The organism is Pseudooceanicola sp. NS-SX9, from assembly GCF_057380705.1.
Genome location: NZ_CM170818.1, coordinates 3,289,612 through 3,315,382 on the forward strand (window position 1 = coordinate 3,289,612; position 25,771 = coordinate 3,315,382).

Annotated in this window: 26 protein-coding genes and 1 tRNA gene; 15 read left to right on the forward strand and 12 right to left on the reverse strand. The window is 67.2% G+C overall.

Going from position 1 to position 25,771, the window contains the following annotated elements; all coding sequences use genetic code 11:
• Positions 1-2 precede the first annotated feature (2 nt).
• Positions 3-1,190 (reverse strand): magnesium transporter CorA family protein, encoded by a 1,188-nt coding sequence (locus AC2ITM_RS15615; protein WP_486467553.1) that lies wholly within the window; start codon positions 1,188-1,190, stop codon positions 3-5.
• A 67-nt stretch (positions 1,191-1,257) separates the two neighbouring features.
• Positions 1,258-1,788 (reverse strand): gamma-glutamylcyclotransferase, encoded by a 531-nt coding sequence (locus tag AC2ITM_RS15620; RefSeq protein WP_486467554.1) that lies wholly within the window; start codon positions 1,786-1,788, stop codon positions 1,258-1,260.
• Positions 1,789-1,851: 63 nt separating this feature from the next.
• Here AC2ITM_RS15620 and AC2ITM_RS15625 point away from each other — a divergent pair, with 63 nt between their 5' ends.
• Positions 1,852-2,859 carry a DUF2125 domain-containing protein gene (locus AC2ITM_RS15625; RefSeq protein WP_486467555.1) on the forward strand — a complete coding sequence of 336 codons (1,008 nt, stop codon included), beginning with the start codon at positions 1,852-1,854 and terminating at the stop codon, positions 2,857-2,859.
• 145 nt (positions 2,860-3,004) lie between these two features.
• Here the strand turns inward: AC2ITM_RS15625 and AC2ITM_RS15630 are convergent, their stop codons facing one another.
• The 5 genes from AC2ITM_RS15630 to AC2ITM_RS15650 all read right to left on the reverse strand — a co-directional run bounded on the left by AC2ITM_RS15630 (position 3,005) and on the right by AC2ITM_RS15650 (position 6,608).
• A complete protein-coding gene (locus tag AC2ITM_RS15630) occupies positions 3,005-3,928 on the reverse strand; it encodes a prephenate/arogenate dehydrogenase family protein (RefSeq protein ID WP_486467556.1) in 924 nt (307 codons plus the stop codon).
• Positions 3,925-5,016, reverse strand: coding sequence for a histidinol-phosphate transaminase (hisC, locus tag AC2ITM_RS15635; RefSeq protein WP_486467557.1), 1,092 nt, complete (start codon positions 5,014-5,016; stop codon positions 3,925-3,927). The genes AC2ITM_RS15630 and hisC overlap by 4 nt, the downstream gene beginning before the upstream one ends.
• A gap of 246 nt (positions 5,017-5,262) precedes the next feature.
• On the reverse strand, positions 5,263-5,883 hold the full coding sequence (gene rpsD / locus AC2ITM_RS15640; protein WP_486467558.1) for a 30S ribosomal protein S4: 621 nt from the start codon (positions 5,881-5,883) through the stop codon (positions 5,263-5,265).
• A 192-nt stretch (positions 5,884-6,075) separates the two neighbouring features.
• Complete coding sequence (locus AC2ITM_RS15645; RefSeq protein ID WP_486467559.1) at positions 6,076-6,324, reverse strand: hypothetical protein; 249 nt, start codon at positions 6,322-6,324, stop codon at positions 6,076-6,078.
• Positions 6,325-6,422: 98 nt separating this feature from the next.
• Positions 6,423-6,608: a PLDc N-terminal domain-containing protein gene (locus tag AC2ITM_RS15650; RefSeq protein WP_486467560.1), complete on the reverse strand. Its 186-nt coding sequence runs from the start codon at positions 6,606-6,608 to the stop codon at positions 6,423-6,425.
• A gap of 123 nt (positions 6,609-6,731) precedes the next feature.
• On the opposite strand from AC2ITM_RS15650, the gene AC2ITM_RS15655 reads away from it, so the two are divergent.
• Positions 6,732-6,869 (forward strand): hypothetical protein, encoded by a 138-nt coding sequence (locus AC2ITM_RS15655; RefSeq protein WP_486467561.1) that lies wholly within the window; start codon positions 6,732-6,734, stop codon positions 6,867-6,869.
• Between the two features lie 385 nt (positions 6,870-7,254).
• Here the strand turns inward: AC2ITM_RS15655 and uvrB are convergent, their stop codons facing one another.
• Complete coding sequence (uvrB, locus tag AC2ITM_RS15660) at positions 7,255-9,441, reverse strand: excinuclease ABC subunit UvrB (protein ID WP_486467562.1); 2,187 nt, start codon at positions 9,439-9,441, stop codon at positions 7,255-7,257.
• Positions 9,442-9,612: 171 nt separating this feature from the next.
• On the opposite strand from uvrB, the gene AC2ITM_RS15665 reads away from it, so the two are divergent.
• From AC2ITM_RS15665 to AC2ITM_RS15685, 5 genes are all read left to right on the forward strand, one after another.
• On the forward strand, positions 9,613-9,924 hold the full coding sequence (locus tag AC2ITM_RS15665) for an ETC complex I subunit (protein WP_486467563.1): 312 nt from the start codon (positions 9,613-9,615) through the stop codon (positions 9,922-9,924).
• Between the two features lie 599 nt (positions 9,925-10,523).
• Positions 10,524-11,456 (forward strand): IS5 family transposase, encoded by a 933-nt coding sequence (locus tag AC2ITM_RS15670; RefSeq protein WP_486466497.1) that lies wholly within the window; start codon positions 10,524-10,526, stop codon positions 11,454-11,456.
• A 56-nt stretch (positions 11,457-11,512) separates the two neighbouring features.
• Positions 11,513-11,908 carry an alpha/beta family hydrolase gene (locus tag AC2ITM_RS15675; protein ID WP_486469448.1) on the forward strand — a complete coding sequence of 132 codons (396 nt, stop codon included), beginning with the start codon at positions 11,513-11,515 and terminating at the stop codon, positions 11,906-11,908.
• A gap of 404 nt (positions 11,909-12,312) precedes the next feature.
• Positions 12,313-12,438 carry a hypothetical protein gene (locus AC2ITM_RS15680; RefSeq protein ID WP_486467564.1) on the forward strand — a complete coding sequence of 42 codons (126 nt, stop codon included), beginning with the start codon at positions 12,313-12,315 and terminating at the stop codon, positions 12,436-12,438.
• A gap of 45 nt (positions 12,439-12,483) precedes the next feature.
• Positions 12,484-12,560: transfer RNA gene (locus AC2ITM_RS15685), tRNA-Arg, on the forward strand.
• Between the two features lie 80 nt (positions 12,561-12,640).
• Here the strand turns inward: AC2ITM_RS15685 and AC2ITM_RS15690 are convergent.
• A complete protein-coding gene (locus AC2ITM_RS15690; RefSeq protein ID WP_486467565.1) occupies positions 12,641-13,807 on the reverse strand; it encodes a DUF2793 domain-containing protein in 1,167 nt (388 codons plus the stop codon).
• Positions 13,808-14,028: 221 nt separating this feature from the next.
• On the opposite strand from AC2ITM_RS15690, the gene AC2ITM_RS15695 reads away from it, so the two are divergent.
• Positions 14,029-14,592 carry a L,D-transpeptidase gene (locus AC2ITM_RS15695; RefSeq protein ID WP_486467566.1) on the forward strand — a complete coding sequence of 188 codons (564 nt, stop codon included), beginning with the start codon at positions 14,029-14,031 and terminating at the stop codon, positions 14,590-14,592.
• A gap of 43 nt (positions 14,593-14,635) precedes the next feature.
• On the opposite strand, the gene AC2ITM_RS15700 is transcribed toward AC2ITM_RS15695, so the two are convergent.
• On the reverse strand, positions 14,636-15,064 hold the full coding sequence (locus AC2ITM_RS15700) for a thioredoxin family protein (RefSeq protein ID WP_486467567.1): 429 nt from the start codon (positions 15,062-15,064) through the stop codon (positions 14,636-14,638).
• 91 nt (positions 15,065-15,155) lie between these two features.
• Here AC2ITM_RS15700 and AC2ITM_RS15705 point away from each other — a divergent pair, with 91 nt between their 5' ends.
• The 3 genes from AC2ITM_RS15705 to AC2ITM_RS15715 all read left to right on the forward strand — a co-directional run bounded on the left by AC2ITM_RS15705 (position 15,156) and on the right by AC2ITM_RS15715 (position 17,512).
• The gene (locus tag AC2ITM_RS15705) at positions 15,156-16,043 is read left to right on the forward strand and encodes an alpha/beta fold hydrolase (protein ID WP_486467568.1); all 888 of its coding nucleotides are present in this window, start codon (positions 15,156-15,158) and stop codon (positions 16,041-16,043) included.
• A 6-nt stretch (positions 16,044-16,049) separates the two neighbouring features.
• Positions 16,050-17,198, forward strand: coding sequence for a geranylgeranyl reductase family protein (locus AC2ITM_RS15710; protein WP_486467569.1), 1,149 nt, complete (start codon positions 16,050-16,052; stop codon positions 17,196-17,198).
• A gap of 110 nt (positions 17,199-17,308) precedes the next feature.
• On the forward strand, positions 17,309-17,512 hold the full coding sequence (locus AC2ITM_RS15715; protein WP_486467570.1) for a cold-shock protein: 204 nt from the start codon (positions 17,309-17,311) through the stop codon (positions 17,510-17,512).
• Here the strand turns inward: AC2ITM_RS15715 and AC2ITM_RS15720 are convergent.
• Positions 17,493-18,116 (reverse strand): arylesterase, encoded by a 624-nt coding sequence (locus AC2ITM_RS15720; protein ID WP_486467571.1) that lies wholly within the window; start codon positions 18,114-18,116, stop codon positions 17,493-17,495. The genes AC2ITM_RS15715 and AC2ITM_RS15720 overlap by 20 nt on opposite strands.
• Before the next feature lie 73 nt (positions 18,117-18,189).
• Between AC2ITM_RS15720 and AC2ITM_RS15725 the strand changes: the two genes are divergently transcribed.
• From AC2ITM_RS15725 to AC2ITM_RS15740, 4 genes are all read left to right on the forward strand, one after another.
• Positions 18,190-18,861 carry an ABC transporter ATP-binding protein gene (locus AC2ITM_RS15725; protein WP_486467572.1) on the forward strand — a complete coding sequence of 224 codons (672 nt, stop codon included), beginning with the start codon at positions 18,190-18,192 and terminating at the stop codon, positions 18,859-18,861.
• Positions 18,858-21,380, forward strand: a complete 2,523-nt coding sequence (locus AC2ITM_RS15730) for an ABC transporter permease (RefSeq protein WP_486467573.1) — start codon at positions 18,858-18,860, stop codon at positions 21,378-21,380. The genes AC2ITM_RS15725 and AC2ITM_RS15730 overlap by 4 nt, the downstream gene beginning before the upstream one ends.
• Before the next feature lie 98 nt (positions 21,381-21,478).
• Positions 21,479-21,688 carry a hypothetical protein gene (locus tag AC2ITM_RS15735; protein WP_486467574.1) on the forward strand — a complete coding sequence of 70 codons (210 nt, stop codon included), beginning with the start codon at positions 21,479-21,481 and terminating at the stop codon, positions 21,686-21,688.
• 27 nt (positions 21,689-21,715) lie between these two features.
• Complete coding sequence (locus AC2ITM_RS15740) at positions 21,716-22,723, forward strand: DUF6976 family protein (protein WP_486467575.1); 1,008 nt, start codon at positions 21,716-21,718, stop codon at positions 22,721-22,723.
• A gap of 106 nt (positions 22,724-22,829) precedes the next feature.
• Here AC2ITM_RS15740 and gcvP read toward each other — a convergent pair whose 3' ends face one another.
• A complete protein-coding gene (gene gcvP / locus AC2ITM_RS15745) occupies positions 22,830-25,679 on the reverse strand; it encodes an aminomethyl-transferring glycine dehydrogenase (protein ID WP_486467576.1) in 2,850 nt (949 codons plus the stop codon).
• Positions 25,680-25,771 lie beyond the last annotated feature (92 nt).

Consider the following 25,771-nt stretch of genomic DNA (forward strand, 5'->3'; position numbering starts at 1 on the left):
GATCAGCCCTCGTCGCGGCGCAGCGGCACCGGGGTGCGGCTATGCATAATCGCGCGGGCCAGCGAGGCGACCTCGGCGCGCAGCTCGGCCATGGTTTCGTGACGGCCTGCCGAAAGCTCCTCCAGCACCCGCGCCAGCTGCACATCCATCGAGCGCAGCCGCATCCGGCTTTCGGCATCGAACCCGTCGGCCTCGTCCTGGGCCAGCCGCGCCAGCAGCGCATCCTGCCCCGCGGCAATCCGGTTCAGCGCATCGGCGATCGGGCTGGTCACGGCGTTCTGCGCCGCCATCCGGTCGGTCAGACGCTCGATCGTGTCGGCCAGGGTCGAGAGCTTGGCATCGACCTCGGATCGGCCAGCCTCGGCCTGGGCGAAGAGGCGCTGCATGTCCTCCATCCGGTCGCCCAGCGTATCCAGCACCACCACCAGCGCCGAATGATCCCCCGCCCCGTCGCCCTCGGCAAAGCCCAGGCGGGTGATGGTGGACATCCATTCCTCAAGCTCGCGGTAAAAGCGGTTCTGGCCGTGACCGGCGAAGAGTTCCAGCAACCCCACCACCAGCGAGCCCGCAAGCCCCAGCAGCGACGAGGCAAAGGCCACCCCCATCCCCGACAGCTGCCCCTGCAGGCCGCTCATCAGCCTGGCAAAGATCTGGGTGCCGGTTTCGCCGTCATGGGGCGCCAGGCTGCGGATCGTGTCGACCAGCGCCGGCACCGTCGTCGCCAGGCCGTAGAACGTGCCCAGCAGCCCCAGGAAGATCAGCAACGAGGTGATGTAGCGGGTGATCTCGCGCGCCTCGTCGATGCGGGTGGCGACCGATTCCAGGATCGAGGTCGCCGCCCCGGACGGGATCTGCCGCCGCCGCGCCTTGCCCCCCAGCAGCGTCGCCAGCGGCATCAGCAGCCGGGGCGCGCGGTTGGAATCGTCCTCAAGCCCGCCGACGAAGCCCTCGATCCAGCGGACCGAAGCGATCAGCTGGCCGACCTGCCAGAAGCACGACAGCACCCCCACCACGAAAACGCAGGCGATAAAGCCGTTCAGATAGGGGTTGGTCAGGAACACCGGCAGCACCACCGGGGCCGCCACCACGGCGCCCAGCCCCGAGAGGGCCAGCACGATCAGCATCGACATGATCTGCCGGATCGGCTGGGAAAACTGCGCAGTAGCGGTATCGCGCGCCGGCTGGTCCATGCGGCAAGGCCCCGGTGGTGGTTAAGGTCGCCCCGACCCTAGAAGCCCGCCGGTCGCCAGAAAAGGGTTAACGCGAGAGCTGCCGCACCCTTTCCGCCAACCATGTCAAATCCGCATCGGCCAGCCCGATCTCTTCCAGGTGGCGCGCGGTGTTCCACAGATATTCGGAATTCGGCCCCATGCCGCCATGGGCGCGGGCGATCACCTGGGCCTGTTCCTCCAGCGGCAGGCCGCCGCAATACTGCCGGTGCGCCGGGTCGATCACATAGGTCAGGGCGGGCAGACGGCGGCCATCGGTCAGCTCGACCTCAAGCCGCTTTTCCAGATAGGCCGAAGAGACCAGCTCGCGCTCACGCAGGTAGGCCAGCACCTTGTCCTCTTCTCCGGGGCGCACCCGCAGCGCCAGCCCCGTGCAGCCCGCGCCCTCGGCCGGATCGAGCGCCAGCACCAGCCCCGGCTCTTCCTCGGATCCGCGATGGTGGATCGAGGTCATGCAGAACGAACGCGCATAGCCCGGCAGCCGCGCGATGACGCGTTCGGCCGGGTCGAACCCGGGCTTCCACAGCAGCGATCCATAGCCGAAGACCCACATGTCCATCTCTGGTCCTTTCTATCGTTCCATCTATAAACACTCTCTGAAACTGGCCGAAAAGGGGGCCTCATGAAACGCTTCGCCGTCAGCATCTTTGCTCTGGTCGTGGTGCTGGCCCTGGGCTGGGCCGGCTACTGGGCCTGGGGGGCACATGCGCTGAAACAGGGGCTGGAGGGCTGGTTCGCCGCCCGTCGCGCCGAGGGCTGGACCGCCAGCTACGACAGCTTCTCGCTGCGCGGCTTCCCGAACCGCTTCGATGCCGACTGGAAGAACCTGTCGCTGGCGGATCCGGCCTCGAAGATCGCGGTCAAGATGCCGGAATTCGGCCTGTTCACCCTGTCCTACCAGCCCCAGCACGTGATCGCCGTGGCGCCGAAGGAAATCCAGATCGCCACCCCCTATGTCAGCTTCCCGCTGGAAAACGACGACCTGCGCGCCTCGCTGCGCTTCCACCCCGGTCGTTCCCTGCAGCTGGAGCGTAGCCAGATCTCCGGCAGCAACCTGTTCTTCGGCGGCCAGGTGGCGATGACGGTGGGCGGGCTGGACATGGCGGTGGCGCAGGACGACACCGATCCCGCGGACTACCGGCTGGGACTGGACGCCGCCCAGGTGACGCCGCCCGCGCGGCTGCTGAACCGGCTGGGCAAAGACACCTCGCTGCCCCAGGTCCTGGACGAGGTAAAGCTGGACGCCAAGGTGCGCTTCAGCCAGCCCTGGGACCGCCGCGCCCTCGACGGCGCGCGCCCGCAACCCCGCCACATCGACCTGACGCAGGCGCTGGTGCACTGGGGCCCGCTGCAACTCGACGCCACCGGCACGCTCGACATCGACAACGCCGGCCGCCCCGATGGCGAGATCGAGGTGACGGCGCAGAACTGGCGGCAGATGCTGCAGCTGGCGGCAAAAGCCCGCGCGATTACCCCGAAGATGGCCAGCCAGATCGAGGGCGTCCTGGGCTTCATGGCCGGGCTTGGCGGCGATCGCGACACGCTGAAGGCCAAGGTCAGCTTCCGGCAGGGCACGGCCTGGCTGGGCATTCTGCCCTTGGGTCCCGTGCCGCCGCTCTTGCTGCGCTGACAATGCCGCCGCTCGGGCGGCGGCAGCCTGCGGCGCGCATATTTGGGGAAAGATGAAAGGCAGGGGCGCGCCCGGTTCTTTCATCTGACCATAAATACTCCCGCCGGAGGCCTCCGGTTTTCCAGCGGAAAACCGGACCCCCGCGTTACCGGCGCGGCCCGGCGCCGCGGCCGAAATCGGGTGCGGCCGTGTCCTGACCCGCCTCGATGATGCCGCGGCGGATGGCGCGGGTGCGGGTGAAATAGGCATGCAGGTGATCGCCGTCGCCCTGCCGGATCGCGCGTTGCAGCGCGAACAGCTCTTCGGTGAAGCGGCCCAGGATCTCCAGCGTCGCCTTCTTGTTCGACAGGAAGACGTCGCGCCACATCGTCGGATCCGAGGCCGCGATGCGGGTGAAGTCGCGGAAGCCCGCGGCCGAGTATTTCACCACCTCGCTGTCGGTCACCCGGCCCAGGTCATCGGCCACGCCCACCATCGTATAGGCGATCAGGTGCGGCGTATGCGAGGTGACGGCCAGCACCAGGTCATGGTGCTCGGCGTCCATCTCGTCGACATTGGCGCCAAGGCCCTCCCAGAAGGCGCGCACGGCATTGATGCTTTCGGGGCGCACGCCCTCGGTCGGCACGATCAGGCACCAGCGGTTGTCGTAAAGCCCGGCAAAGCCCGCCTCGGGGCCGGAATGTTCCGTCCCGGCCAGCGGGTGGGCGGGGATGAAATCGACGCCCTCGGGCACGAAGGGACCCACGGCCTCGATCACCGCCCCCTTGACCGATCCCACGTCCGACAGGATCGCGCCGGGTTTCAGATGCGGCGCGATCTCGCTTGCGACGCGGCCCATGGCGCCCACGGGCACGCACAGGATCACCAGATCGGCCTCGGCCACGGCCTCGGCCGCGGTGTCGCAGACCTGGTCGCACAGGCCGATGCGGCGCGCGGTCTCGCGCACCTCGGGCGAGATGTCATAGCCCAGCACCCGGGCCAGATCCGCGCGTTTCGCCGACCAGAAGATCGACGAGGCGATCAGCCCCAGGCCGATCAGCGCCACGGTTCCGACCCGGGGCCCGGTCATGCGGGGACCCCGGCCTTGAACTGGCCGATGGCATGGGCGACGCGGCGGCAGGCGGGTTCGTCGCCGATGGTGATGCGCAGGCAGTTGGGCAGGTTGTAGCCCGCCACCTGCCGCACGATCAGGCCGCGCGATTTCAGGTAAGCGTCGCAGGCCTGGGCCTCGGCCGGGTCGGCAAAACGCGCCAGGATGAAGTTGGCGCAGGAGGTGTCCGAGGGCACGCCATGTTCGGCCAGCGCCTCGGCCAGCCAGGCGCGCAGGCGGGTGTTCTCGGAGCGCGAGCGTTCGACATGGGCCGTGTCGTTGACCGCCGCCACCGCCGCCGCGATCTGCGCGGTCGACAGGTTGAAGGGCTGACGGATGCGGTTCAGCACGTCGATCATCTCTTGCGGGCCATAGCCCCAGCCGATCCGCAGCCCGCCCAGGCCGTAGATCTTCGAGAAGGTCCGCGTCATGAAGACATTGTCACGCGCATCGACATGGGCCGCGCCACCGTCGAAGCCCTCGACATATTCGGCATAGGCCCCGTCCAGCACCAGCAGCGCGCCCTCAGGCAGGCCAGCGGCCAGGCGGGCGACCTCGTTGCCGCCGATCATCGTGCCGGTGGGGTTGTTCGGATTGGCGATGAAGACGATCTTGGTCTTCGGCGTGCAGGCCGCCAGGATCGCCTCGACATCGGTCACGCGCTCGCGTTCCTTGACCTCGACCGGCGTGGCGCCGACGGCATGGGCCAGGATCTTGTACATGGCAAAGCCGTGCTCGGTGAAGACGATCTCGTCTCCGGCACCGGCATAGGCCTGGGCCAGCATCTGCAGGATCTCGTCCGAGCCCACGCCGCAGATGATGCGGTTGGGGTCCAGGCCGTGACGCAGGCCGATGGCCGCGCGCAGTTCGGCATGGTCGGTCGAGGGGTAACGATGCAGATCATGCGACGCCCGGCGGAACGCCTCCTTGGCGGCATCACCTGCGCCATAGGGGTTCTCGTTCGACGACAGCTTGACGACGTCGGACACGCCTTCGACCTTGGATGCGCCACCCTGATAGAGCGCGATTTCCATGATTCCGGGCTGCGGGGTAATGGATTTGGACATGGTCTCACCTCTGCAACACGGGACCTTCTAGCGAGCGTGGCCTGCCATTGAAAGGTCAAGTTGCGCAGGGCGGGCGGCGGAAGGCCGGCGCGCGGTGGCAGGGCCACACATCGGCAAGCCTGGCAGGGCGGCGGTGCCTCTCGGATATGTAACAGCCTGAAACACGCGTTCACGCCGGCGGCGCTGACCCATGCGAAAAGGGCCGCCCCTGGGGGCGGCCCTTTCCGTATCGGGATCGGCGCAGGATCAGTTCTGCGCGTAGAATTCGATGACCAGGTGGGGTTCCATCTGGACGGGGTAGGGAACGTCCGACAGGCCCGGGGTGCGCACGAAGGTCGCGGTCATTTTCGAGTGGTCGACTTCCAGGTAGTCCGGAACGTCACGCTCGGTCAGCTGGACGGCTTCCAGCAGGACAACCATCTGCTTCGACTTTTCGCGAACTTCGATGACGTCGCCTTCCTTCACGCGGTAGGAGGGGATGTTCACGCGCTTGCCGTTCACCAGGACGTGGCCGTGGTTCACGAACTGACGGGCAGCGAAGACGGTCGCCACGAACTTGGCGCGGTAGACGACGGCGTCCAGGCGGCGTTCCAGCAGACCGATCAGCAGCTCGCCGGTGTCGCCCTTGCGGCGTTCGGCTTCACCGTAGATGCGGCGGAATTGCTTTTCGGTCAGGTCGCCGTAGTAGCCTTTCAGCTTCTGCTTGGCGCGCAGCTGCAGACCGAAGTCGGACAGCTTGCCCTTGCGGCGCTGGCCGTGCTGGCCGGGGCCGTATTCACGACGGTTGACCGGGGACTTGGCGCGGCCCCAGATGTTTTCGCCCATGCGGCGGTCGATTTTGTACTTGGCAGACGTGCGTTTGGTCACGGCTGATCTCCTTCGGTAGGGTGCACCAGATGGTGCAATGAAGGGCGTTGTCCTCTCCCCGGACCTGAAGCCCTTGCGGGCCAGGCTGCCCGGGTTGACAGGCATCCCCTTGCGGGGGCCACCAACACCAGTGAAGCCGCGCTTATATCGAGGAAACCGCAGGAGTCAATCGCCCCGCGCGGGAAAAGCGCGTCACAGCGGCAGGCCCGGGCCCAGCACGCGAAACCCCGTGCCCGCCCGTCGGATCCGCCAGCGCTGCGCCGCGGTGACCAGGCCCGCGGGCGTGCGATAGGCGGCGACCTGCAGGGTTTCGGGGCCCAGATGCGCCGCCGCCCGGGTGCCGTCGGGAAACCGAAGCACGGCCCTGCCTTCGCCGGTGCCCTCGATGCGGCCGCGGGCCCCGGGGCCAAGGCGCGACTGGAAGGCGTGAAGGATGATCATCGGAACCTCGCGGGAACAGAAGCCCCGAATGCCACGGGGCGGCCACAGCCGCCCCGACGCCAGGTCTTGATGCCCGATGGCCCGGATCGAAACCCGGGTCAGATCCGGGCCGTGCGGCCGCGCGGGCCCGCCACCAGCCACAGGATGAAACCGATGACCGGCAGGATCAGGATCAGCAGGACCCACAGGATCTTGGCGCCCGCCGAAGTGCCCGAGACGGCCACGTTGTACAAAGCATAGATGTCGGCGATCAGGACGATCAGCCCAAGGATACCATATTCCACGGCGAAATTCCTTTCGGATCGGAGTGCGTTCCGGACCCAACGCGCCGTCAGGGCATCCAGATCCACAGGAACCGCGCGGTTTGCGGCCGCGTTGGCAACGAACCGCCGCAGAAAGGGCCCGACATGCGCACCGGAACCACCGTCATCCTGACCCTGGCCGGGTTGGCCATCATCGCCGTCACCGTCTACGTCATGGACCTGGAGCTGAAGGCGCCCCCTGCCCTGCCCGGCCTGCAGGAAGACAGCGCCCAGAATTACTGATACCGCAAATCCCGAAGTCTTGCTGAAAGGTCCGGCGCCACGGCAGGACACGCTGGCCGGCCAGGGGATACGGGCCCCGTCCGAGGCGCGCGGCACGGACCGGGCGTTCCTTGCGGCCCCCCGGCGCGGGCGGCGCCCTTTTCAGCATTTGGCGCGCCCGAAGTTGCGACGCCGCCCGTTCCGGCCCACCTGAACCCGGGCGGGCATTCTCATCCCTGGCGGCGGACTGTCCTTGGCGCTGGCGGCGCGGCCAGCCACGCCCGATGCGGCCCCATCGGACCCCGAGCGGGCCTTTCGCAGCGCGCCGTCCTCGGCGCTGGCAGCGCGCCCGGCACGGATGCCGGGCCACCCCGTTCCGGCCCCTACCCGGGGGGGGCGGGCGTCCTCAGTGCTTGCGGCGCTTGACGTTGCCGCCGCGCTGACCCGCGCGCCCGCCGGTCGAACGCCCGCGCGTCTTCGTCGCCGCTTCGGCGGCGGCTTCGACGGCGCTCTGCCGGGCCATCGGATCGTCGCCCACCGCCAGCTCCACCGCCTCCAGGCGCTTGACCTCGTCGCGCAGGCGGGCCGCGTCCTCGAATTCCAGGTTCTCGGCCGCCTTGCGCATCTGGCTGCGCAGCGCCTCCAGATGGGCCTGAAGGTTGGCGCCGACCATCGGTTTCTCGACCTGCGCCGTGACACGCGACATGTCGGTGTCGCCCTGGTAGAGGCCCGCCAGGATGTCCTCGACGTTCTTCTTGACCGTTGCCGGGGTGATCCCGTGTTCCGCGTTGTAGGCCATCTGCTTTTCCCGCCGCCGGTCGGTTTCCGCCAGCGCCCGTTCCATCGAGCCGGTGATGCGGTCGGCATACATGATGACCCGGCCTTCGGCATTGCGCGCCGCCCGCCCGATGGTCTGCACCAACGAGGTTTCCGAGCGCAGGAACCCCTCCTTGTCGGCATCCAGGATCGCCACCAGCCCGCATTCGGGAATATCAAGGCCCTCGCGCAGCAGGTTGATCCCGATCAGCACATCAAAGGCGCCCAGCCGCAGATCCCGAAGGATTTCAATGCGTTCGATCGTGTCGATGTCGGAATGCATGTAGCGCACCCGGATGCCCTGTTCATGCATGTATTCGGTCAGATCCTCGGCCATGCGCTTGGTCAGCACGGTGCACAGCGTCCGGAAACCCTTGGCCGAGACCTTGCGGACCTCGTCCAGCAGGTCGTCCACCTGCATCTCGACGGGGCGGATTTCCACCTGCGGATCCAGCAGGCCGGTCGGGCGGATGACCTGTTCGGTGAAGACGCCGCCGGTCTGCTCGATCTCCCACTTGCCGGGGGTGGCCGAGACAAAGACCGACTGCGGGCGCATGGCGTCCCATTCCTCGAACTTGAGGGGGCGGTTGTCCATGCAGCTGGGCAGGCGGAAGCCGTGCTCGGCCAGGGTGAACTTGCGCCGGTAGTCGCCCCGGTACATGCCGCCGATCTGCGGCACGCTGACATGGCTTTCATCGGCAAAGACGATCGCATTGTCGGGGATGAATTCGAACAGGGTTGGCGGCGGCTCTCCGGGGGCGCGGCCGGTCAGGTAGCGGGAATAGTTCTCGATGCCGTTGCAGACGCCGGTGGCCTCCAGCATCTCAAGATCAAAGTTGGTGCGCTGCTCAAGCCGTTGGGCTTCCAGCAGCTTCCCCTCGTTCACCAGCTGGTCGAGGCGCTGGCGCAGCTCTTTCTTGATGCCGATGACGGCCTGGTTCATCGTCGGTTTCGGCGTCACATAGTGGCTGTTGGCATAGACGCGCACGCGCTCCATCGTGCCGGTGCGGGCGCCCGTCAGGGGGTCGAATTCGGTGATCCCCTCCAGTTCCTCGCCGAAGAACGACAGCCGCCAGGCGCGATCTTCCAAGTGGGCGGGCCAGATTTCCAGCGAATCGCCCCGCACCCGGAAGCTGCCACGCTGGAACGCCTGATCGTTGCGCTTGTACTGCTGCGCCACCAGATCGGCGATCACCTTGCGCTGGTCATATTCGCTGCCGACGGCCAGGTCCTGGGTCATGGCGCCGTAGGTCTCGACGCTGCCGATGCCGTAGATGCAGCTGACCGAGGCGACGATGATCACGTCGTCACGCTCCAGCAGCGCCCGGGTGGCCGAGTGGCGCATCCGGTCGATCTGGTCGTTGATCTGCGATTCCTTCTCGATATAGGTGTCCGAGCGCGGGACATAGGCTTCGGGCTGGTAATAGTCGTAGTAGCTGACGAAATACTCGACCGCGTTGTCGGGGAAGAATCCCTTGAATTCTCCGTACAATTGCGCGGCCAGGGTCTTGTTCGGCGCCAGGATGATGGCCGGACGCTGGGTCTGTTCGATCACCTTGGCCATGGTGAAGGTCTTGCCCGTGCCGGTGGCGCCCAGCAGCACCTGGTCACGCTCGCCCGACAGGATGCCCGAAGACAGTTCCCGGATGGCGGTGGGCTGATCCCCGGCCGCCTTGAATTCCGTGTGCATCACCAGGGCCTTGCCGCCTTCCAGCTTTTCGCGGGCGCGGATCTCGGCGCCGGTGGGCGTCGACTTGTCGCTGTGGGCATAGGGCATGGCAGACTCCGGCGGCGGGACGGGACTAGAGTTGGGGTGTTTCGCCCCGGGCGCAAGGGGGCGACACCCGCCCTGCTGTCAGGAGGTGTCAGCAGAATGCATCCGATCCTTGCCACCTTGCGAAACGCGGCGAAATTCCTGATAAGAGGTCGCAACCGAAGGAGTCCAGCCATGCGTGCACGCATCTATTGTCCGGCCAAGACCGCCATGCAATCCGGCACCGCCAAGACCCGTCACTGGGTCCTGGAATACTTCCCCGAGACGAATCGGGAAATCGACCCGCTGATGGGCTGGACCAGCGCCACCGACACCCAGGCCCAGGTCAAGCTGCGTTTTGACAGCAAGGAAGCCGCGCTGGACTATGCCCGCGACAATGGCATCGAGGCCGTCGTGACCGAGCCGCACAAGCGCAAGGCCAATGTCCGCGCCTTCGGCTATGGCGAGAACTTTGCCAGCGGCCGCCGCGGCGCCTGGACCCACTGAGCGGTTGTAAATCGGAGCAAAGTTGTCTCGAAATCGGGGCAAAGATCCCGCCAAGCCAAGTTTTTATCAAGATGAAGGGCTCCCAATGGGCGCCTTCTCCATATGTTGATGCCCCCCTCTCATATCGACCGGGCTCAAATTTCGGATGATGAGACCACATGGGGCAGCCAAGCTCTGTTCCGAAGGGCTGGGGTGCATCCTAACTTAACTCGGCTTCGTCGCGCCTCCTCCTGGCAGCTGGTCCAGTGAGGCGCCTTGACCGGCAATACGATCTCGGATGGACCCGCTTGGACAGCGTGCATCTTACGCTGATGAACCCAATGAACTGAGAAGCCGATCGCTTCGGCGTAGAAGTCAGAGACAGCAGGCGAATGCGCAAATGGAAGCATAAGTCTGCGCAGGGGGTGTCGAGGGTTAAACGTCCCGCCCGAGTCCCCTAGGCTACTCTCGGGTAGGCGGTGATGTAGACGCCAAGGGGAGATGCTCCGGCGCCTTTTGCATATGGAGGGGGCGGGACTGGTTGGCTTCAAGATGGCGTTGTTGCAGAACTCAGCCGGTGAAGGATTCACATCGGGAATCCATGCGGTTAGACGCGCTGCATGAGCAAGCCCAAGCCCGCCCGCTACCACACGACAAACTGGTCTACCTACAACGATGCGCTCAGGAAGCGCGGGTCACTGCTGATCTGGCTGAACAAGGAGATGGCCTGGCACGCGCCGCATGAGGGACGCCCAGGGCGCCCGCCAGTTTTCTCGGATGCCGCGATCCAGTTCTGCCTGTCGATCAAGGTGCTGTTCAAACTGCCGCTCAGACAGACAGCCGGGATGGTCGCGAGCCTCCTGCGGCTCGCAGGACTGGACTGGCCCATTCCCGACTACTCGACGCTGTGCCGTAGGCAGAAGACCCTCAAGGTGCAGATCCCCTATCGTCGTGCCGACGGGCCGCTGAATCTGCTGGTGGACAGCACCGGCATCAAGTTTCTTGGCGACGGCGAATGGCAGGCCCGCAAGCATGGTGTTCAGGGTCGTCGCCAATGGCGCAAGGTGCATCTGGCAATGGACACTACCACTTCGGATATCCGGGCCGTTGAGTTCACCCCCAGCCGGGAAGGCGACAGCCCCATCCTGCCAGACCTGTTGGGCCAGATCCCCGAGGACGAGGACATCGGCACCGTGACTGCGGATGGCGCCTACGATACCCGCCGATGTCACAGCGCCATCATCGCACGCGGCGGCTCGGCAATCATACCGATCCGAAGGAACGGTCGGGCTTGGAAAGAGGACTGCCCGGCTGCCAAGGCGCGCAACGAAACCCTGCGCGCCACACGTCACTACGGCCGGGCGTTCTGGAAACGGTGGACCGGATACCACGCTCGCAGCCGCGTGGAGGCCAAGATGCGCTGCATCAAGTCCTTCGGCGAGCGCATCGCTGCAAGGGACCCCGATCGCCAAACCGCCGAAATCCACATCCGCGTCGCTCTTATCAATCGCTTCAACGCGCTCGGCACCGCCGAGGTTGTTCGCGTGGCCTGAGCCTGAACGGGAAAGGGGCACTCACGTCTCAGGCCGCCTTTCTGCAACAACGCCCCCTGCCCAGCGACGGCCCCCTGATCATCGGCGGCAAGTCGATGGGCGGCCGCGTCGCCAGCCTGATCGTCGACACCCTGTGGGACAGCGGCCGGATCGCCGGGCTCTTGTGCCTGGGTTATCCCTTCCACCCTTCGGGCAAACCTGACCAGCTGCGCACCGCCCATCTGTCGACACTGCGCTGTCCGACGCTGATCTGCCAGGGAACGCGCGATCCTTTCGGCACCCTGGACGAGGTCTCCGGCTATTCCCTGTCACCACAGATCACCCTGAGCTGGACCGAGGACGGCAACCATGACCTGGCCCCGCGGGTTTCGGTCACCGGACTGCGCCAGACCGAGGCCCTGAACCGGGCCTGCGCGGCCATTGCCAGCTGGCAGGCCACCCCGGCGCGCTGAAAGGCAGTGGAAAAGCGTGCGAAGGCCCCGGATGCGGGGCGATCCACGGCCCTGACACCGCCAGCGTAACGTAGCGGAATCCGCTCACCCTCTGAGCCTCTGTATCAATCGGCGGAACAACTTCGCCGCGTTCGCGCGCAGACAGCTCCGAAGGCGGGACCTTTTGGCACACAGCCTCGCAAAATACTCAAATGTGAAGGTCCACACATTGATCGTCCCGCCCCAGACGTCATAACTGGAGGTTCAGTATCAAGTTAATTGTTTGATCGCGTCGAGTGCAGCGCCAACCGCCCAAGGGACTGGACGGGAGGCTTATCTGTAGCTGGACATTCTACATTATATTTTGGGAACGGGGCCGGACTATGAAGTTCAGACCTTTTACTTGCCACGAATGTGGCCACAAAATGCGTTTTTCTGGGGGGTTCTGCGGCAAATGCTACGCGCGGAAGGATACGGGACAGCAACCGAACTTCTGGCGCGGCATCCTTCTGGCTGCGGTGATCGTCATTCTGCTGGTGATCGTGCTGTGATCAGCCTTGCCATGGCGCCCTCTTTGGTCAACAAGGCAGGGAACCGGCCCCGTAGCTCAACCGGATAGAGCAGCCGACTTCTAATCGGCAGGTTGAGGGTTCGAGTCCTTCCGGGGTCGCCATGGCCACTTCGCCAGTGTGCCGGACGCAAAAGGGGCGCAGCCGATGGCTGCGCCCCTGTGCATTTCCGCTCTGACGGCGATCAGAACCAGCGGCCGATCTTCAGCTTGGCCCCGTCGATGCTGACCGCCGTTCCGGTGAAGGCCGCCGGATCCGTGGTGATTGCCGCCCCGCCGTTGGTGCAGATCTGGGTGCCATCCGCCCAGCGGGTATATTCGCCATTCGCATTCGAGCCGCTCTCGATCACCGCGCCCGTGGGGGTGCCACCGCTCTGGCTGACAGTGCCCACGGCCGAGGCCTGAGTGAAGACCTGCGACCAGGCAGACCAGCTGCTGCCGGTGTAGCCGCGGCTCCACAGGTGCTGACCGTCGGCGCTGACAAACAGCTGGCGCGGCGTGGCCGCGCCGCCGCGCAGCACCACCAGGCTGCCGCCCGAAGGATCGCCCACCGGCGTGTTGGTCCCCGCCGCGGTGAAGCTGTAAAAACCGCTGACCGTGCAGGCATTGGCATTGTCCGAGGGCGCCGCCAGCCCGCTTGCCGCATCGCCCAAGCCAAAAGCACCGACCGTCATCAGCCGCCCCGCCGTGGCATCTGCGGCCGTGCTCTGGACAGCGGCACCGGTGGCCAGCCCCGTCGCCCCGTCGAAGGCCAGCGCCACCGTCCAGGCCGCGCCATCCGCCGACACCTTGACCGAAAACGCATCCGATCCCGCCAGGCCCATCTCGGCCCGGCCGCTCCAGTTCGACTGGTAAAGCAGGCTGGCAGTGTCCGCGCTGGACGCCTTGTTCAGCTTCAGCTGGTGGCCGTTGCCGGCGTGGTTCAGCAGGCTTGCCGCCGCCGAGACGCTCAGCCGGTTGGTGGTGTCGGCCGTGGCGTTGATCCCCAGCAGCGACACCTCGGCCGGCAGGCCGGTGTCGGTCTGCCAGGCATCGCCGCGCCAGGTGACGATGCCTTCCTCGTCCAGCACATAGGCCCGCCATCCCGGCTGCGGCGCCAGGAACAGCCAGCCGCCGCCGTCATAGGCGGCAATGGCGTCCTCCTGCCCCAGCCAGTCGCCGGTGGCGGGGCCGGCGACGATGTAGCGATCGCCCTCGGCGGGGCTGGCGGGCGGCGCGGTCAGGCTGCGCTGCGCCACCGCCAGCTGCACCAGCGCATCGAGGATCCCGAGCGCCGCATTGTGGGTCACGTGTTTCTGCGCCTGCGAGGGCTGCAGATAGGGCATCGACAGATTGGCGGAGGATTCCGTCATGAGGGCGCACTCCCGGATCAGGTCATCTGGGCGCCGAGGGTCGGGGCTGAGGGTAAATTTCGCCTCAGGGCACCGTGACGGTGGCCCGGCGGGCGTTGCAGACGGGTGACAGGGGGCGTGGAAACGTTCCGGAAACCGGAAACCGGCACAGTCCGTGCTACGTTACACCAACGCGCGGCCGGAATGCCGCTGCCAGACCGATCAGCCAGAGGGAGGGTCCCATGCCCGATCGCCGTCAATTCCTTTGCGCGGGCCTTGCCGCCGGCGCCGTCGCGGCCCTGCCCGGCCTGTCACTGGCCGCCGAGGCCCCGGACATCCTGCGCCCGACCCGCGTGCAACTGCCCGTCAGCTTCGCCAAGGGCGAGATCCTGATCCTGCCGCGCGCCTTCATGCTGTACCACGTCACCGCCCCGGGCGAGGCGATGCGCTATGGCATCGCGGTGGCCAAGCCGGGCCTGGGCTTTACCGGCAGCGCCACGATCCGTCGCAAGGTCGAATGGCCCACCTGGCGCCCCACCCCCGAGATGATCCAGCGCAACCCCGCCGAATACGGCCGTTTCAAGGGCAACGAGGACCGCATGAAGGGCGGCCCCGGCAACCCGCTGGGGGCGCGGGCGATGTACCTCTACCAGGGGGACAAGGACACCTACATCCGCATCCACGGCACCACCCAGCCCAGCTCGATCGGGCACAATGCCTCCTCGGGCTGCTTCCGCATGCGGAACGAGGACGTCATCGCCCTTTACGACACCGTGACAATCGGAACCAAGGTCACGGTGCTCTGATCCCCGCTCCGGGCCGCCATGGCAAAGGGTCAGGCGGATCGTGTCAGATCGCGCGCACCCAGTCGATGATCTGCGGCGCGCGCAGGGCACCGGCCTGGCGCTTGCGTTCCTTGCCGCCGGCGAAGGCGATCATCGTCGGAATGCCGCGGATGCCATAGCGGGTGTTGGCCTGCTGGTGGTCCTCGGTGTTCAGCTTGACCAGCCGGGCGCGGCCCTGCAGATCCCCCGCCGCCCGAGAGAACTCCGGCGCCATCATCCGGCAGGGCCCGCACCAGGGGGCCCAGAAATCCACCACCAGCGGCAGATCGTCGTTGCGGGCGGCCTTTTCCAGGATCGCCGGATCGATCTCGGCCACCTTGGGGGGCATCAGCCGGGCGCCGCAGGTGCCGCATTTCGGGCCGGACGCCAGACGCGCCTCGGGAACCCGGTTCACCTGCCCGCACTCAAGGCAGGTCAGTTTCAGACCAGACATCGCGTGTCCTCCTGTCGATTTGACCCATATATAGGCTGCCTTGCCGCCCCCCGGTAGGGCCCTGCCCTGCTGCCTGCCACGGGAATCCGACGTGCGACTGATCCGCCTCCTGCCGCTTCTTCTGCTGCCCCTGCTGGCCGCATGTTCCAGCCTGCCCGGCCCCGAGAAGGCCGGCGCATTCCCCCTCGTGCGCTCGCGCGAGGTGCCCGCCCATGCCGACCGGGCGCTGGTGCTGATCCCCGGCGCCTTTGCCTCGCTCGACATCTTCCGGCCCGCGGTCGACTGGCACCTGCCCCGGACCGAGGTCGTGGGCTACCGCTTTCCCGGCATGGATCACCTGCCGCTGGACCACAAGGTGACGATCCGCGGCTCGGCCCGGCTGATCGCCGATTACGTCAATGCCCTCGGGGTGAAACATGTCGACATCATCGGCTATTCCACCGGCGGCCCCATCGCCATCGAGACCGCCGAACGCCTGAACGCCCCCGATATCCGCATCGCACTGGTGTCCTCGGCCACCAGTTTCCCCGGGCCGCTGCTGTCGACGCTGCGCGGCACGCTGGATTTCTGGCGCGCCAGCCTGCGCAGCCATTTCGCCGGGGAAAACGCCACGCTGACAGAGAATTACCGCACCCTGCTCTATGGCGAGAACCACTATTCCGACCCGACCCGCGCCAAGCAAAGCGAGGCGCTGGCGGATCAGCAGCGCGCCACCATGACCGCCCCCTCGCTGAAAGAGACGATGGCCCAGACCGCCTCGCTGCTGCACTGGCGGCTGGAGGACGACCCCGACCTGCACGGCGCGAAGATCCGGCTGTTTCATGGCGGCGCGGACCCGGTCTTTCCCCTGCCCGAGGCGCGCCGCTTCGCCACCCGTCTTCACGCGGATGGCATCACGGTCTATGAGGGTCAGGGACACCTGCTTTACGTGACCGCAGGTGGCCTTTTCGACGACATACGTGATTTCTTCGGGCCCTGAACCGCAATGACTTTCGACATCATCGTGCTTGGCGCCGGCCCTGCCGGGGCCGCGGCCGCCTTTACCGCCGCGCAGGCCGGCCTGTCGGTGGCCCTGGTCGACAAGGCCGCCTTTCCGCGCGAAAAGCTGTGCGGCGGCGGTTTCACCGGCCGCAGCTACCGGTATTTCCAGGACATCTACGGCACCCCCGTGCCCGCCCAGCTGATCGAAACGCACCATTCCGCCAGCTTCCACGCCAATGGCGAACTGCTGGCCCTGCTGCCCGGGATCCCGCCGATCCACCTGGCCATGCGCCGCACCCTCGATGCCTGGATGTGCGCCCGCGCGCTGGAGGCGGGCGCCGCCGATTACACCGGCCAGCGCGTCGCCCGTGTCCTGCCCGACGAATGCACCCTGGAAATGGCCGATGGCACCCGTCTGCAGGCCCGCGTGCTGATCGGCGCCGATGGCGTCAACAGCCAGGTCGCCAAGGCGCTGTTCGGCCAAAGCTTTGATCGCGACCGCATCGGTTTCGGCCTGGAGGTCGAGGCCCCCGCCGCCCCCGACAACCCCGAGGCCCCCCTGCGCATCGATTTCGAGGCCGCCCAATGGGGCTATGGCTGGCATTTCCCCAAGCGCGAAAGCTCGACCATCGGGGTGGGCGGCGTGCTGTCCAGGAACCCCGACATGAAGGCCGAGATGGCGGATTATCTGGCCCTGCTGGGCCACGACCCCGAGATGCCTGTGAAGGGCCATTTCCTGCCCTTCGGCGATTTCCGCAAGATCCCCGGCCGCGGCGCCGTGCTGCTGGCGGGCGATGCGGCGGGCCTCGTTGATCCGATCACCGGCGAGGGCATCGCCTATGCGATGAAAAGCGGCCAGCTGGCCGCCCGTGCCGCGACCCAGGCCCTGGCCGCCAATGATCCCGCCCAGGCCATCACCCGCTACCGCAAGGCTTTGAAACCGCTGCATTCCGCGCTGCGCCAGGCGAACATGATCCGGCAGATCATCTTCTCGCCGCTGTTCCGGCGCGGCTTTCACGGGGCCTTCCGGCGTTCGGGCACGATCCGGCATCTCTACATGCGGCTTCTGGCGGGCGAGATCGAATATGGCACCGTTGCCGTCGCCACCCTGCGCAGGTTGCCCTCGTTCGTGATGGGCGCACTTCGGCCCTGATCAGCGCCACGCGGCAAGATCCCTTGCCTTAGCGTCAATTCGACGCAATATATCCACGACCTCCCTTCGCATCCCGCGACGGGACGGCCAGCAGAGGACCCGAACCGGCCATGCAGGGCGTCGTGAAGTGGTACGACAATTCCAAGGGTTACGGCTTTATCTCGCCCGAGGGCGGCGCGAAGGACATCTTCGTCCATGTCAACGCGCTGCAGCACTCCGGGCTGACGGCCCTTGCCGACAACCAGCGCGTCAGCTTCGAGCTGAAGGAAGGCCGCGACGGCCGCGTTTCGGCGATCAACCTGCGTCTGGGCTGACCCGCGCCAGCAGGGTCTGCACCGCCGGACCCAGCAGCCTCAGCGCATTGCCGACGCCTTCGGCCGTCGGATGCAGCCCGTCGGCCTGCAGATAGGGCCGCATCGCCGCGGGATCGGTCGCCCCGTCCGGTGTCACCCCGGCAAAGTAGCTGGGCAGGAAGACCGTGTCATATTGCTGCGCCAGCGCCGGATAGATCGCGTCGAAGGCCTGCTTGTAATCGGCCCCGTAGTTTTCCGAAGCCTGCATCCCCACCAGCAGCACCGGCAGATGCCGGTCCGAGATCGCCTTCAGGATCCCCTCCAGATTGGCGCGGGTGACCTTCGGATCGGTGCCGCGCAGCATGTCGTTGGCCCCCAGCATCACCATCACCGCGTCGATGTCGGGCGTCAGGCTCCAGTCGATGCGCGCAAGACCGCCCTGCGTGGTGTCGCCCGACACGCCGCCGTTGATCACCGTCACCTGCTGGCCATGCGCCTTCAGCCAGCCTTGCAGCTGCGGCACCAGCCCCTGGTCCTGCGGCAGGCCATAGCCCTGGGTCAGGCTGTCGCCGAAGGCCAGCAGGGTCTCGGCCCGGGCGGGCAGGGCCGAAAGGGTAACCAACATCGCCACGGCCACCTTGCCCCGGACGCGACCGTATCCATATCGAAGGAAACGCAGCCCCTCGGAAAGGCCCCGCATGACCCGGACGGTATTGGAACTGAAGGACCTGGCGCTTTCGCTCAAGGGCAATGCCGGTCTGGTCGACATCCTGCACGGCATCGACCTGACCGTCGCCGAAGGCGAAACGCTGGGGCTGGTGGGGCCTTCGGGATCGGGCAAATCGTCTCTCCTCATGCTGATGGGCGGGCTGGAGCGCGCCACGGGCGGCCGCATCCACGCCCTCGGGCAGGATCTGACAGACCTGTCCGAAGATGCGCTGGCGCGGTTCCGCAGGGATCATATGGGGGTGGTGTTCCAAAGCTTCCACCTGATCCCCACCATGACGGCGCTGGAAAATGTCGCGACGCCCCTGGAGCTTGCCGGCCATCGCGACGCCTTCGACCAGGCCGCCCGCGCGCTGGAGGAGGTGGGCCTGCACCACCGCGCCGATCACTATCCCGCGCAGCTTTCGGGGGGCGAACAGCAGCGCGTGGCGCTGGCGCGGGCCTCGGCGCCGCGGCCCAGGATCCTGCTGGCGGATGAACCCACCGGCAACCTGGACGAGGCCACCGGCACCGCCATCATGGACATGCTCTTTGCGCTGCGCGACCGCCATGGCGCGACGCTGGTCATGGTCACCCATGCGCCCGAGCTTGCCGCGCGCTGTGATCGGATAATCCGCCTGCGCGACGGGCGGATCGAGACATGAGCCCCCTGCCCCAGGCCCTGCGCATTGCCCGCCGGGAACTGCGCGGCGGCCTGTCGGGCTTTCGCATCCTGATCGCCTGCCTGGCGCTTGGGGTGGCGGCGCTGGCGGCCATCGGCTCGGTCCAGGATGCGATCCGGGCGGGGCTGGCGCGCGAGGGCAAGGCGATGCTGGGGGGCGATGCCGAGATTTCCCTGACCTACCGTTTCGCCACCCCGGCCGAGCGCGAATGGATGGCCGATCACGCCACGCAAGTCTCTGAAATCGCGGAATTCCGATCCATGGCCCAGCCCGAGGGCAGCGATGACCGGGCGCTGACCCAGGTCAAGGCGGTGGACGACGCCTATCCGCTGACCGGCCAGCTGCGGCTGGCGCCAGCGATGCCGCTGGCGCAGGCGCTGCAGGGCGCAGGTGGCCTGCCGGGCGCCGTGATGGCCCCGGCGCTGATCGACCGGCTGGCCCTGAAACCCGGAGACCCGATCCGCATCGGCGGCGTCGCCTTCCGCCTGATGGCCGCGCTGGAACAGGAACCCGATGCCAATGCCTCGGGGTTTTCGCTGGGGCCACGGACGCTGGTGGCGCGACAGGCCTTGCAGGGCACCGCGCTGCTGGCGCCGGGGACGCTTTTTGACAGCCGCTACCGGCTGGACCTGCCGCAGGGCGCCCGGCTGCAGCCGCTCGAAGATGCTGCCCGCGCCGCCTTTGCCGACACCGGCATCCGCTGGCGCGATGCGCGCGAGGGGGCGCCCGGGATTTCACAGTTCATCGACCGGCTGTCGGCCTTTCTGACGCTGGTCGGGCTGTCGGGGCTGGCGGTGGGGGGCGTCGGCGTCTCGGCGGCGGTGCGCGGCTACCTGGCGCGCAAGATCCCGGTGATCGCCACGCTGCGCACTCTGGGGGCCAGCCGCCAGGTCATTTTCCTTAGCTATTTCATACAGATATACGCACTGTCTCTACTGGGCATCCTGCTGGGCCTGCTGCTGGGCGCGGCGATCCCGCTGCTGCTGGCCCCCCTGCTGACGGCGCTGCTGCCGATCCCGGCTGATTTCTCGGTCTATCCCGGGGCACTGGCGCAGGCGGCGCTTTATGGTGGGCTGACCGCGCTGATCTTCACCCTCTGGCCGCTGTCGCGTACCGCCGAGATCCGCGCCGCCGCCCTCTTCCGCGACGGCGGCCGCAGCCGCCGCCTTCCGCCCCGCCGAACGCTTGTGATCACAGCCCTTCTGGTGGCGCTTCTGGTGGGCAGCGCGGCGCTTCTGTCAGGCGCGGCCAAGCTGACCCTCTGGGCGGCGGCGGGCAATCTGGCGGCACTTCTGGTGCTGGCACTGGCGGCGGCAGGCCTGCGCCGCCTGGCGGGCCGGATGCGCCCGCTGGTGCGCGGCCGCCCCGCGCTTCGCTGGGCCATCGCCGCCCTCTCGGCCCCCCGGAACGAGGTCCTGCCCGTGGTGCTGTCGCTGGGCCTGGGCCTGTCGGTGCTGGCCTCGGTCGGGCAGATCGACGGCAACATGCGCGCCGCCATCAGCCGGGATCTGCCGGACCGCGCGCCGTCCGACTATATCGTCGACATCCAGCAGGACCAGATCGACGCCGTTCTGACCCGCACCGGTTCCGATCCCGGCATCAGCCGCACCGACAGCGCCCCGATGCTGCGCGGTGTGATCACAAGGATCAACGGCCGCCCCGCGCAAGAGGTCGCCCCCGACAGCTGGGTGCTGCGCGGCGACCGCGGCATCAGCTATGCCGATGCCCCGCCCCGTGGCACCACGATCACCTCGGGCCGCTGGTGGCCAAGCGGCTACGACGGCCCGCCCCAGATCAGCTTTTCCGCAAGGGAAGGCACCGAGATGGGCCTGAAGCTGGGTGACACCATGTCCGTCAACATCCTGGGCCGAGAGATCACCGGCACGATCACCTCGTTCCGCGATGTCGATTTCCGCAATGCGGGCATGGGCTTTGTGCTGGTGATGGATTCCCATGCGCTGGCGGGGGCACCGCACAGCTGGATCGCCTCGGTCTATGCCAGCCCCGCCGCCGAGGCGCCGCTGCTGCGTGATCTCGGCCGGCAGTTCCCCAATATCACCGCGATCAGCGTCGGCGATGCCATCGCCCGGGTCAGCGCGCTGCTGCAGACCATTGCCGCCGCGACCTCCTACGGGGCCTCGGCGACGCTGCTGACCGGCTTCCTGGTGCTGATCGGCGCCGCCATGGCGGGCGAGCGTGACCGCCTGCACGAGGCCGCGGTCCTCAAGACCCTGGGCGCCAGCCGGGCGATGATCCTGCGCAGCCTGGCGCTGCGGTCGGGGCTTTTGGGGATGGGCGCGGGGCTGGTGGCGCTGGCCGCAGGCGTGACGGGCGGCTGGGCGGTCTGCCATTTCGTCTTCGAAACCCGCTTCCAGGTGATCTGGCCCAACGCGCTGGCGGTGGTGGGCGGCGGCCTTCTGGCGAACCTGCTGGCAGGGCTGGCGCTGGCCTGGGGGCCGCTTTCCGCCCGCCCGGCCCGGATCCTGCGCAGCCGCGACTAGGGAACCCGCTGCATCCAAGGCATTTTCCCTGGCCGCGTTAAAGGTCCGGTTAGGACTCCTGTCGTAGGTCTTCCGGCCAGATCCGGAGGGCTTGATACATGATACCTGACCTGAACAATCCCCTGTGGCGCGATGCGCTGCGCAGTTCCTCGGCCCTTGCGGGGGCATCCCTGGCGACCCGCATGGTGGTGGCGCGGCTGCGTGTGCGGGTCTCGAACGACCCGGGGCAGCTGGCAACCGCAGCGAAAGAGCTGCGCGAGTATTTCGTCACCAACAAGAACGCCGTGGGCGAGATCGCCGCGCTGTAAGTGCCGCCATCCAGACCGGAGAGAGCCATGAAAACCGAACTTCTCAGCCCGTCCGAGGCCGCCGATCGCATCCGTGCCGGCGCCACCCTGATCGCTGCCGGGTCCGAAAGCGCCCTGCGCCAGCTGCCCCCCGGCAACTGGATCGGCGGCACCTCGCATTATTTCCTGACCGAAAGCGGCGGCCGGCGCGATGACGTCAACCTGCTCTGCACCATCGTCGAACATGCCGAGGATTCGCTGGTCCGCTTCGTGCCCACCGCCGATCTGCCCGGCCTGACCCAGGGCCGTTTCTCCGGTGGCCTGTCGCTGATCCTGATCCCGGCCTTCTGCCCGGCCCATACGGAATTCGCCATCAACGGCACCGGCTATCAGGGCCTCTTCGACCAGCCACTGATGGGCTGGATCTCAGGCGTGGCGCTGGAGGACATCGGCAAGATCACCCCCAAGGTCTTCGACGGCTCGACCGGCGAAGCCTTCGAGGACGGCGCGGTCGTGATGCATGTCTCGCTGCCCGCCGACCGCCGCCCCGAGATCGACATCGTCAACCTGTTCAGCCAGGACAGCGATCCGGCCCGCGTCTTCCACTTCGCCGAAACCGGCTTCTCGGCCACCACCGTCACGGTCCAGGGCCAGCAGGTCAACCTGGCCGCCTACATCGCCGAACAGGGCATCGACATCCGCCTGCCACTGGTGGCCGATTATGCCGGCGCCATGATCAACGTCTCGGTCCAGTCCGTGGACGAAGCCACCGGCACGGTACATTTCTACGCCCCCGTGGTCGCCGGCGTGGAATACCACCTGGCCAAGCCTGTCTCGGACTATACGGGCGAATTCATGGCCCAGGCCGCAGGCGATGACGGCGCCCGCCAGCTGTCGTGCAACTGCATCCTGAACTACCTCTACGGCGAGCTTGAAGGCCAGCGCACCGGCACCTTCACCGGCCCCGCCACCTTCGGCGAAATCGCCTACATGCTGCTGAACCAGACCATGGTAAAGCTCGACCTGGCGCAGGCGGAAAACTCGGCCGTCGCCTGATATGCGAAAGGGGCGCGCCACCACGGCGCGCCCCCTCTTCAAGCCCCCTGCGGGAGGGCGGGTGGGGCGCCTTGCCCGGAACGGGCAACAGCGTCACCCGCCTGACTTACTCGGCCGCTTCGGCGTAATCAGACATCGGCGGGCAGGTGCAGGTCAGGTTCCGGTCGCCCCAGACGTTGTCCACCCGGTTCACCGGCGGCCAGTACTTGTCGACCCGGAACGCACCCGGCGGGAAGCAGCCCTGCTCGCGCGCGTAGGCTCGGTTCCAATCCGCCGCCACCAGATCCTCGACCGTGTGGGGCGCGAACTTCAGCGGGCTCGCATCCGAGGCAATCCGACCGACCTCGATGTCGCCGATCTCGGCCCGGATCGCCAGCATGGCCTCGCAGAACCGGTCCAGCTCGGCCTTGGTCTCGCTCTCCGTCGGCTCGACCATCAGCGTCCCGGGGATCGGGAAGCTCATCGTGGGGGCATGGAAACCACAGTCGATCAGGCGCTTGGCGACGTCATCCACCGTCACCCCGGCCAGCTTCTCGAAGGGCCGTGTGTCGAGGATGCATTCATGCGCCACCCGACCGCTCGGCCCCTTGTAGAGGACCTCATAGGCCCCCTTCAGCCGCGCCGCGATGTAATTGGCGTTCAGGATCGCCACCTTGGTCGCCTGGGTCAGCCCCGCCCCGCCCATCAGCAGGCAGTAGGCCCAGGAGATCGGCAGGATGGACGGAGACCCGAAGGGCGCCGCCGACACCGCACCGGTGCCGCCGGTGTGGCAATGGCCCGGCAGATGCTCGGCCAGGTGCGCCTTGACGCCGATCGGCCCCATGCCAGGTCCGCCACCGCCATGGGGGATGCAGAAGGTCTTGTGCAGGTTCAGGTGGCTGACATCGCCGCCCAGATCGCCCGGCCGCGCGATCCCCACCATGGCGTTCATGTTGGCCCCGTCGATATAGACCTGGCCGCCATGGTCATGGGTGATCTTGCAGACCTCGCGCACGGTTTCCTCGAACACCCCATGGGTCGAGGGATAGGTGATCATGCAGGCCGCCAGATCCTTGGCGTATTTCTGCGCCTTCTCCAGGAAGTCACCCAGGTCGATATCGCCGTTCTCGCGCGCCTTCACCGGCACGACCGTCCAGCCGGCCATCTGCGCGGTCGCCGGGTTGGTCCCGTGGGCCGAGGTCGGGATCAGGCAGATGTTGCGATGCCCCTGCCCCTGCGCCTTGTGATAGCGCCGGATCGTCATCAGCCCGGCATATTCCCCCTGCGCGCCCGAGTTCGGCTGCATGGAAATCGCCGCGTAACCGGTGATATCGCACAGCTTCGCGCTCAGATCGCCGATCAGCTGGCCATAGCCCGCCGCCTGGTCGACCGGCGCGAAGGGATGCAGCGCGCTGAATTCGGGCCAGGTGATCGGCTCCATCTCGACGGCCGCGTTCAGCTTCATCGTGCAGGAACCCAGCGGGATCATCGCCCGGTCCAGCGCCAGGTCGCGATCCGCCAGACGCCGCATGTAGCGCATCATCTCGGTCTCGGCCCGGTTCATGTGGAAGATCTCGTGGGTCAGGTAGCCGCTTTCGCGGATCAGATCCTCGGGCAGGCGGTATTCGTAGGGCTCCACCACATCGGTGCGCTCCAGCCCGAAGGCCCGCCAGACGGCCTCGATCGTGGCGGGGCGGGTGCATTCATCGACGCTGATGCCGATCTTGGTGGCGCCCACGCGACGCAGGTTCAGCCCCTCGTCCAGCGCCGATTTCATCACCGCCGACTGCAGCGCGCCGACCTCGACATGGATCGTGTCGAAATAGGTCTCGGGGCCGACGGCAAAGCCCGCCTCCTGCAGACCCTTGGCCAGACGCACGGTCTTGCGGTGGATGCGCTGCGCGATGCCCTTCAGCCCCTCGGGGCCATGGAAGACCGCGTACATCGAGGCCATGACCGCCAGCAGCGCCTGCGCGGTGCAGACGTTGGACGTGGCCTTCTCGCGGCGGATGTGCTGCTCTCGGGTCTGCAGGGCCAGCCGGTAGGCCCGGTTGCCACGCGCATCGATCGACACGCCGACGATCCGGCCGGGCATGTTGCGCTTCATCTCGTCCCGGCAGGCCATGTAGGCCGCGTGCGGCCCCCCATAGCCCAGCGGCACGCCGAACCGCTGGGTCGAGCCCACGGCAATGTCCGCGCCCATCGCGCCCGGCTCCTTCAGCAGGGTCAGCGCCATGATGTCGGCGATCACGATGCCGACGGCCTTCGCCTCGTGCAGCGCCGCCATCTGGGCGGTGAAATCGCGCAGATGGCCATGGGTACCCGGATACTGGAAGATCGCACCGAAAACGGCGCCCGCGTCCAGATCCTCGGGCGCACCGACGATCACCTCGATCCCCAGGGGCTCGGCCCGGGTGCGGATCACATCGATGTTCTGCGGATGGCAACCCGCATCGACGAAGAAGGCCTTCGCCTTCGACTTCGCGACCCGCTGCGCCATGGTCATCGCCTCGGCGGCGGCGGTCGCCTCGTCCAGCAGCGAGGCATTGGCAATCTCAAGCCCGGTCAGGTCGCTGACCATGGTCTGGTAGTTCAGCAGCGCCTCCAGACGACCTTGCGAAATCTCCGGCTGATAGGGCGTGTAGGCCGTGTACCAGGCGGGGTTTTCCAGGATGTTGCGCTTGATCGCCGGCGGCGTGATCGTGTCGTGGTACCCCTGCCCGATCAGGCTGGTCAGCACCTTGTTCTTCTTCGCGACGCCGCGCATGAATTTCAGCAGGTCGGCCTCGGACAAGGGCGCGCCGAACTCCAGCGCAGCCTCGGCGCGGATCTGCGCCGGCACGGTTTCCTCGATCAGCGCATCGAGGCTCGGGGCCCCCACGATCTCCAGCATCTTCTCCATCTCGGCGGGCGAGGGCCCGATGTGACGGCGGTTGGCGAAATCATAGGGACGGTAATCGGTGGGAAGGAAGGGCATGACAGCTCCTCTTCAAAGGGCGGACCAGCGCGACAGGGAACGGGAACGGGGGCCGAAGGCGCTTCGGCCGGGGTGGCGCGGCGGGCCTCGTC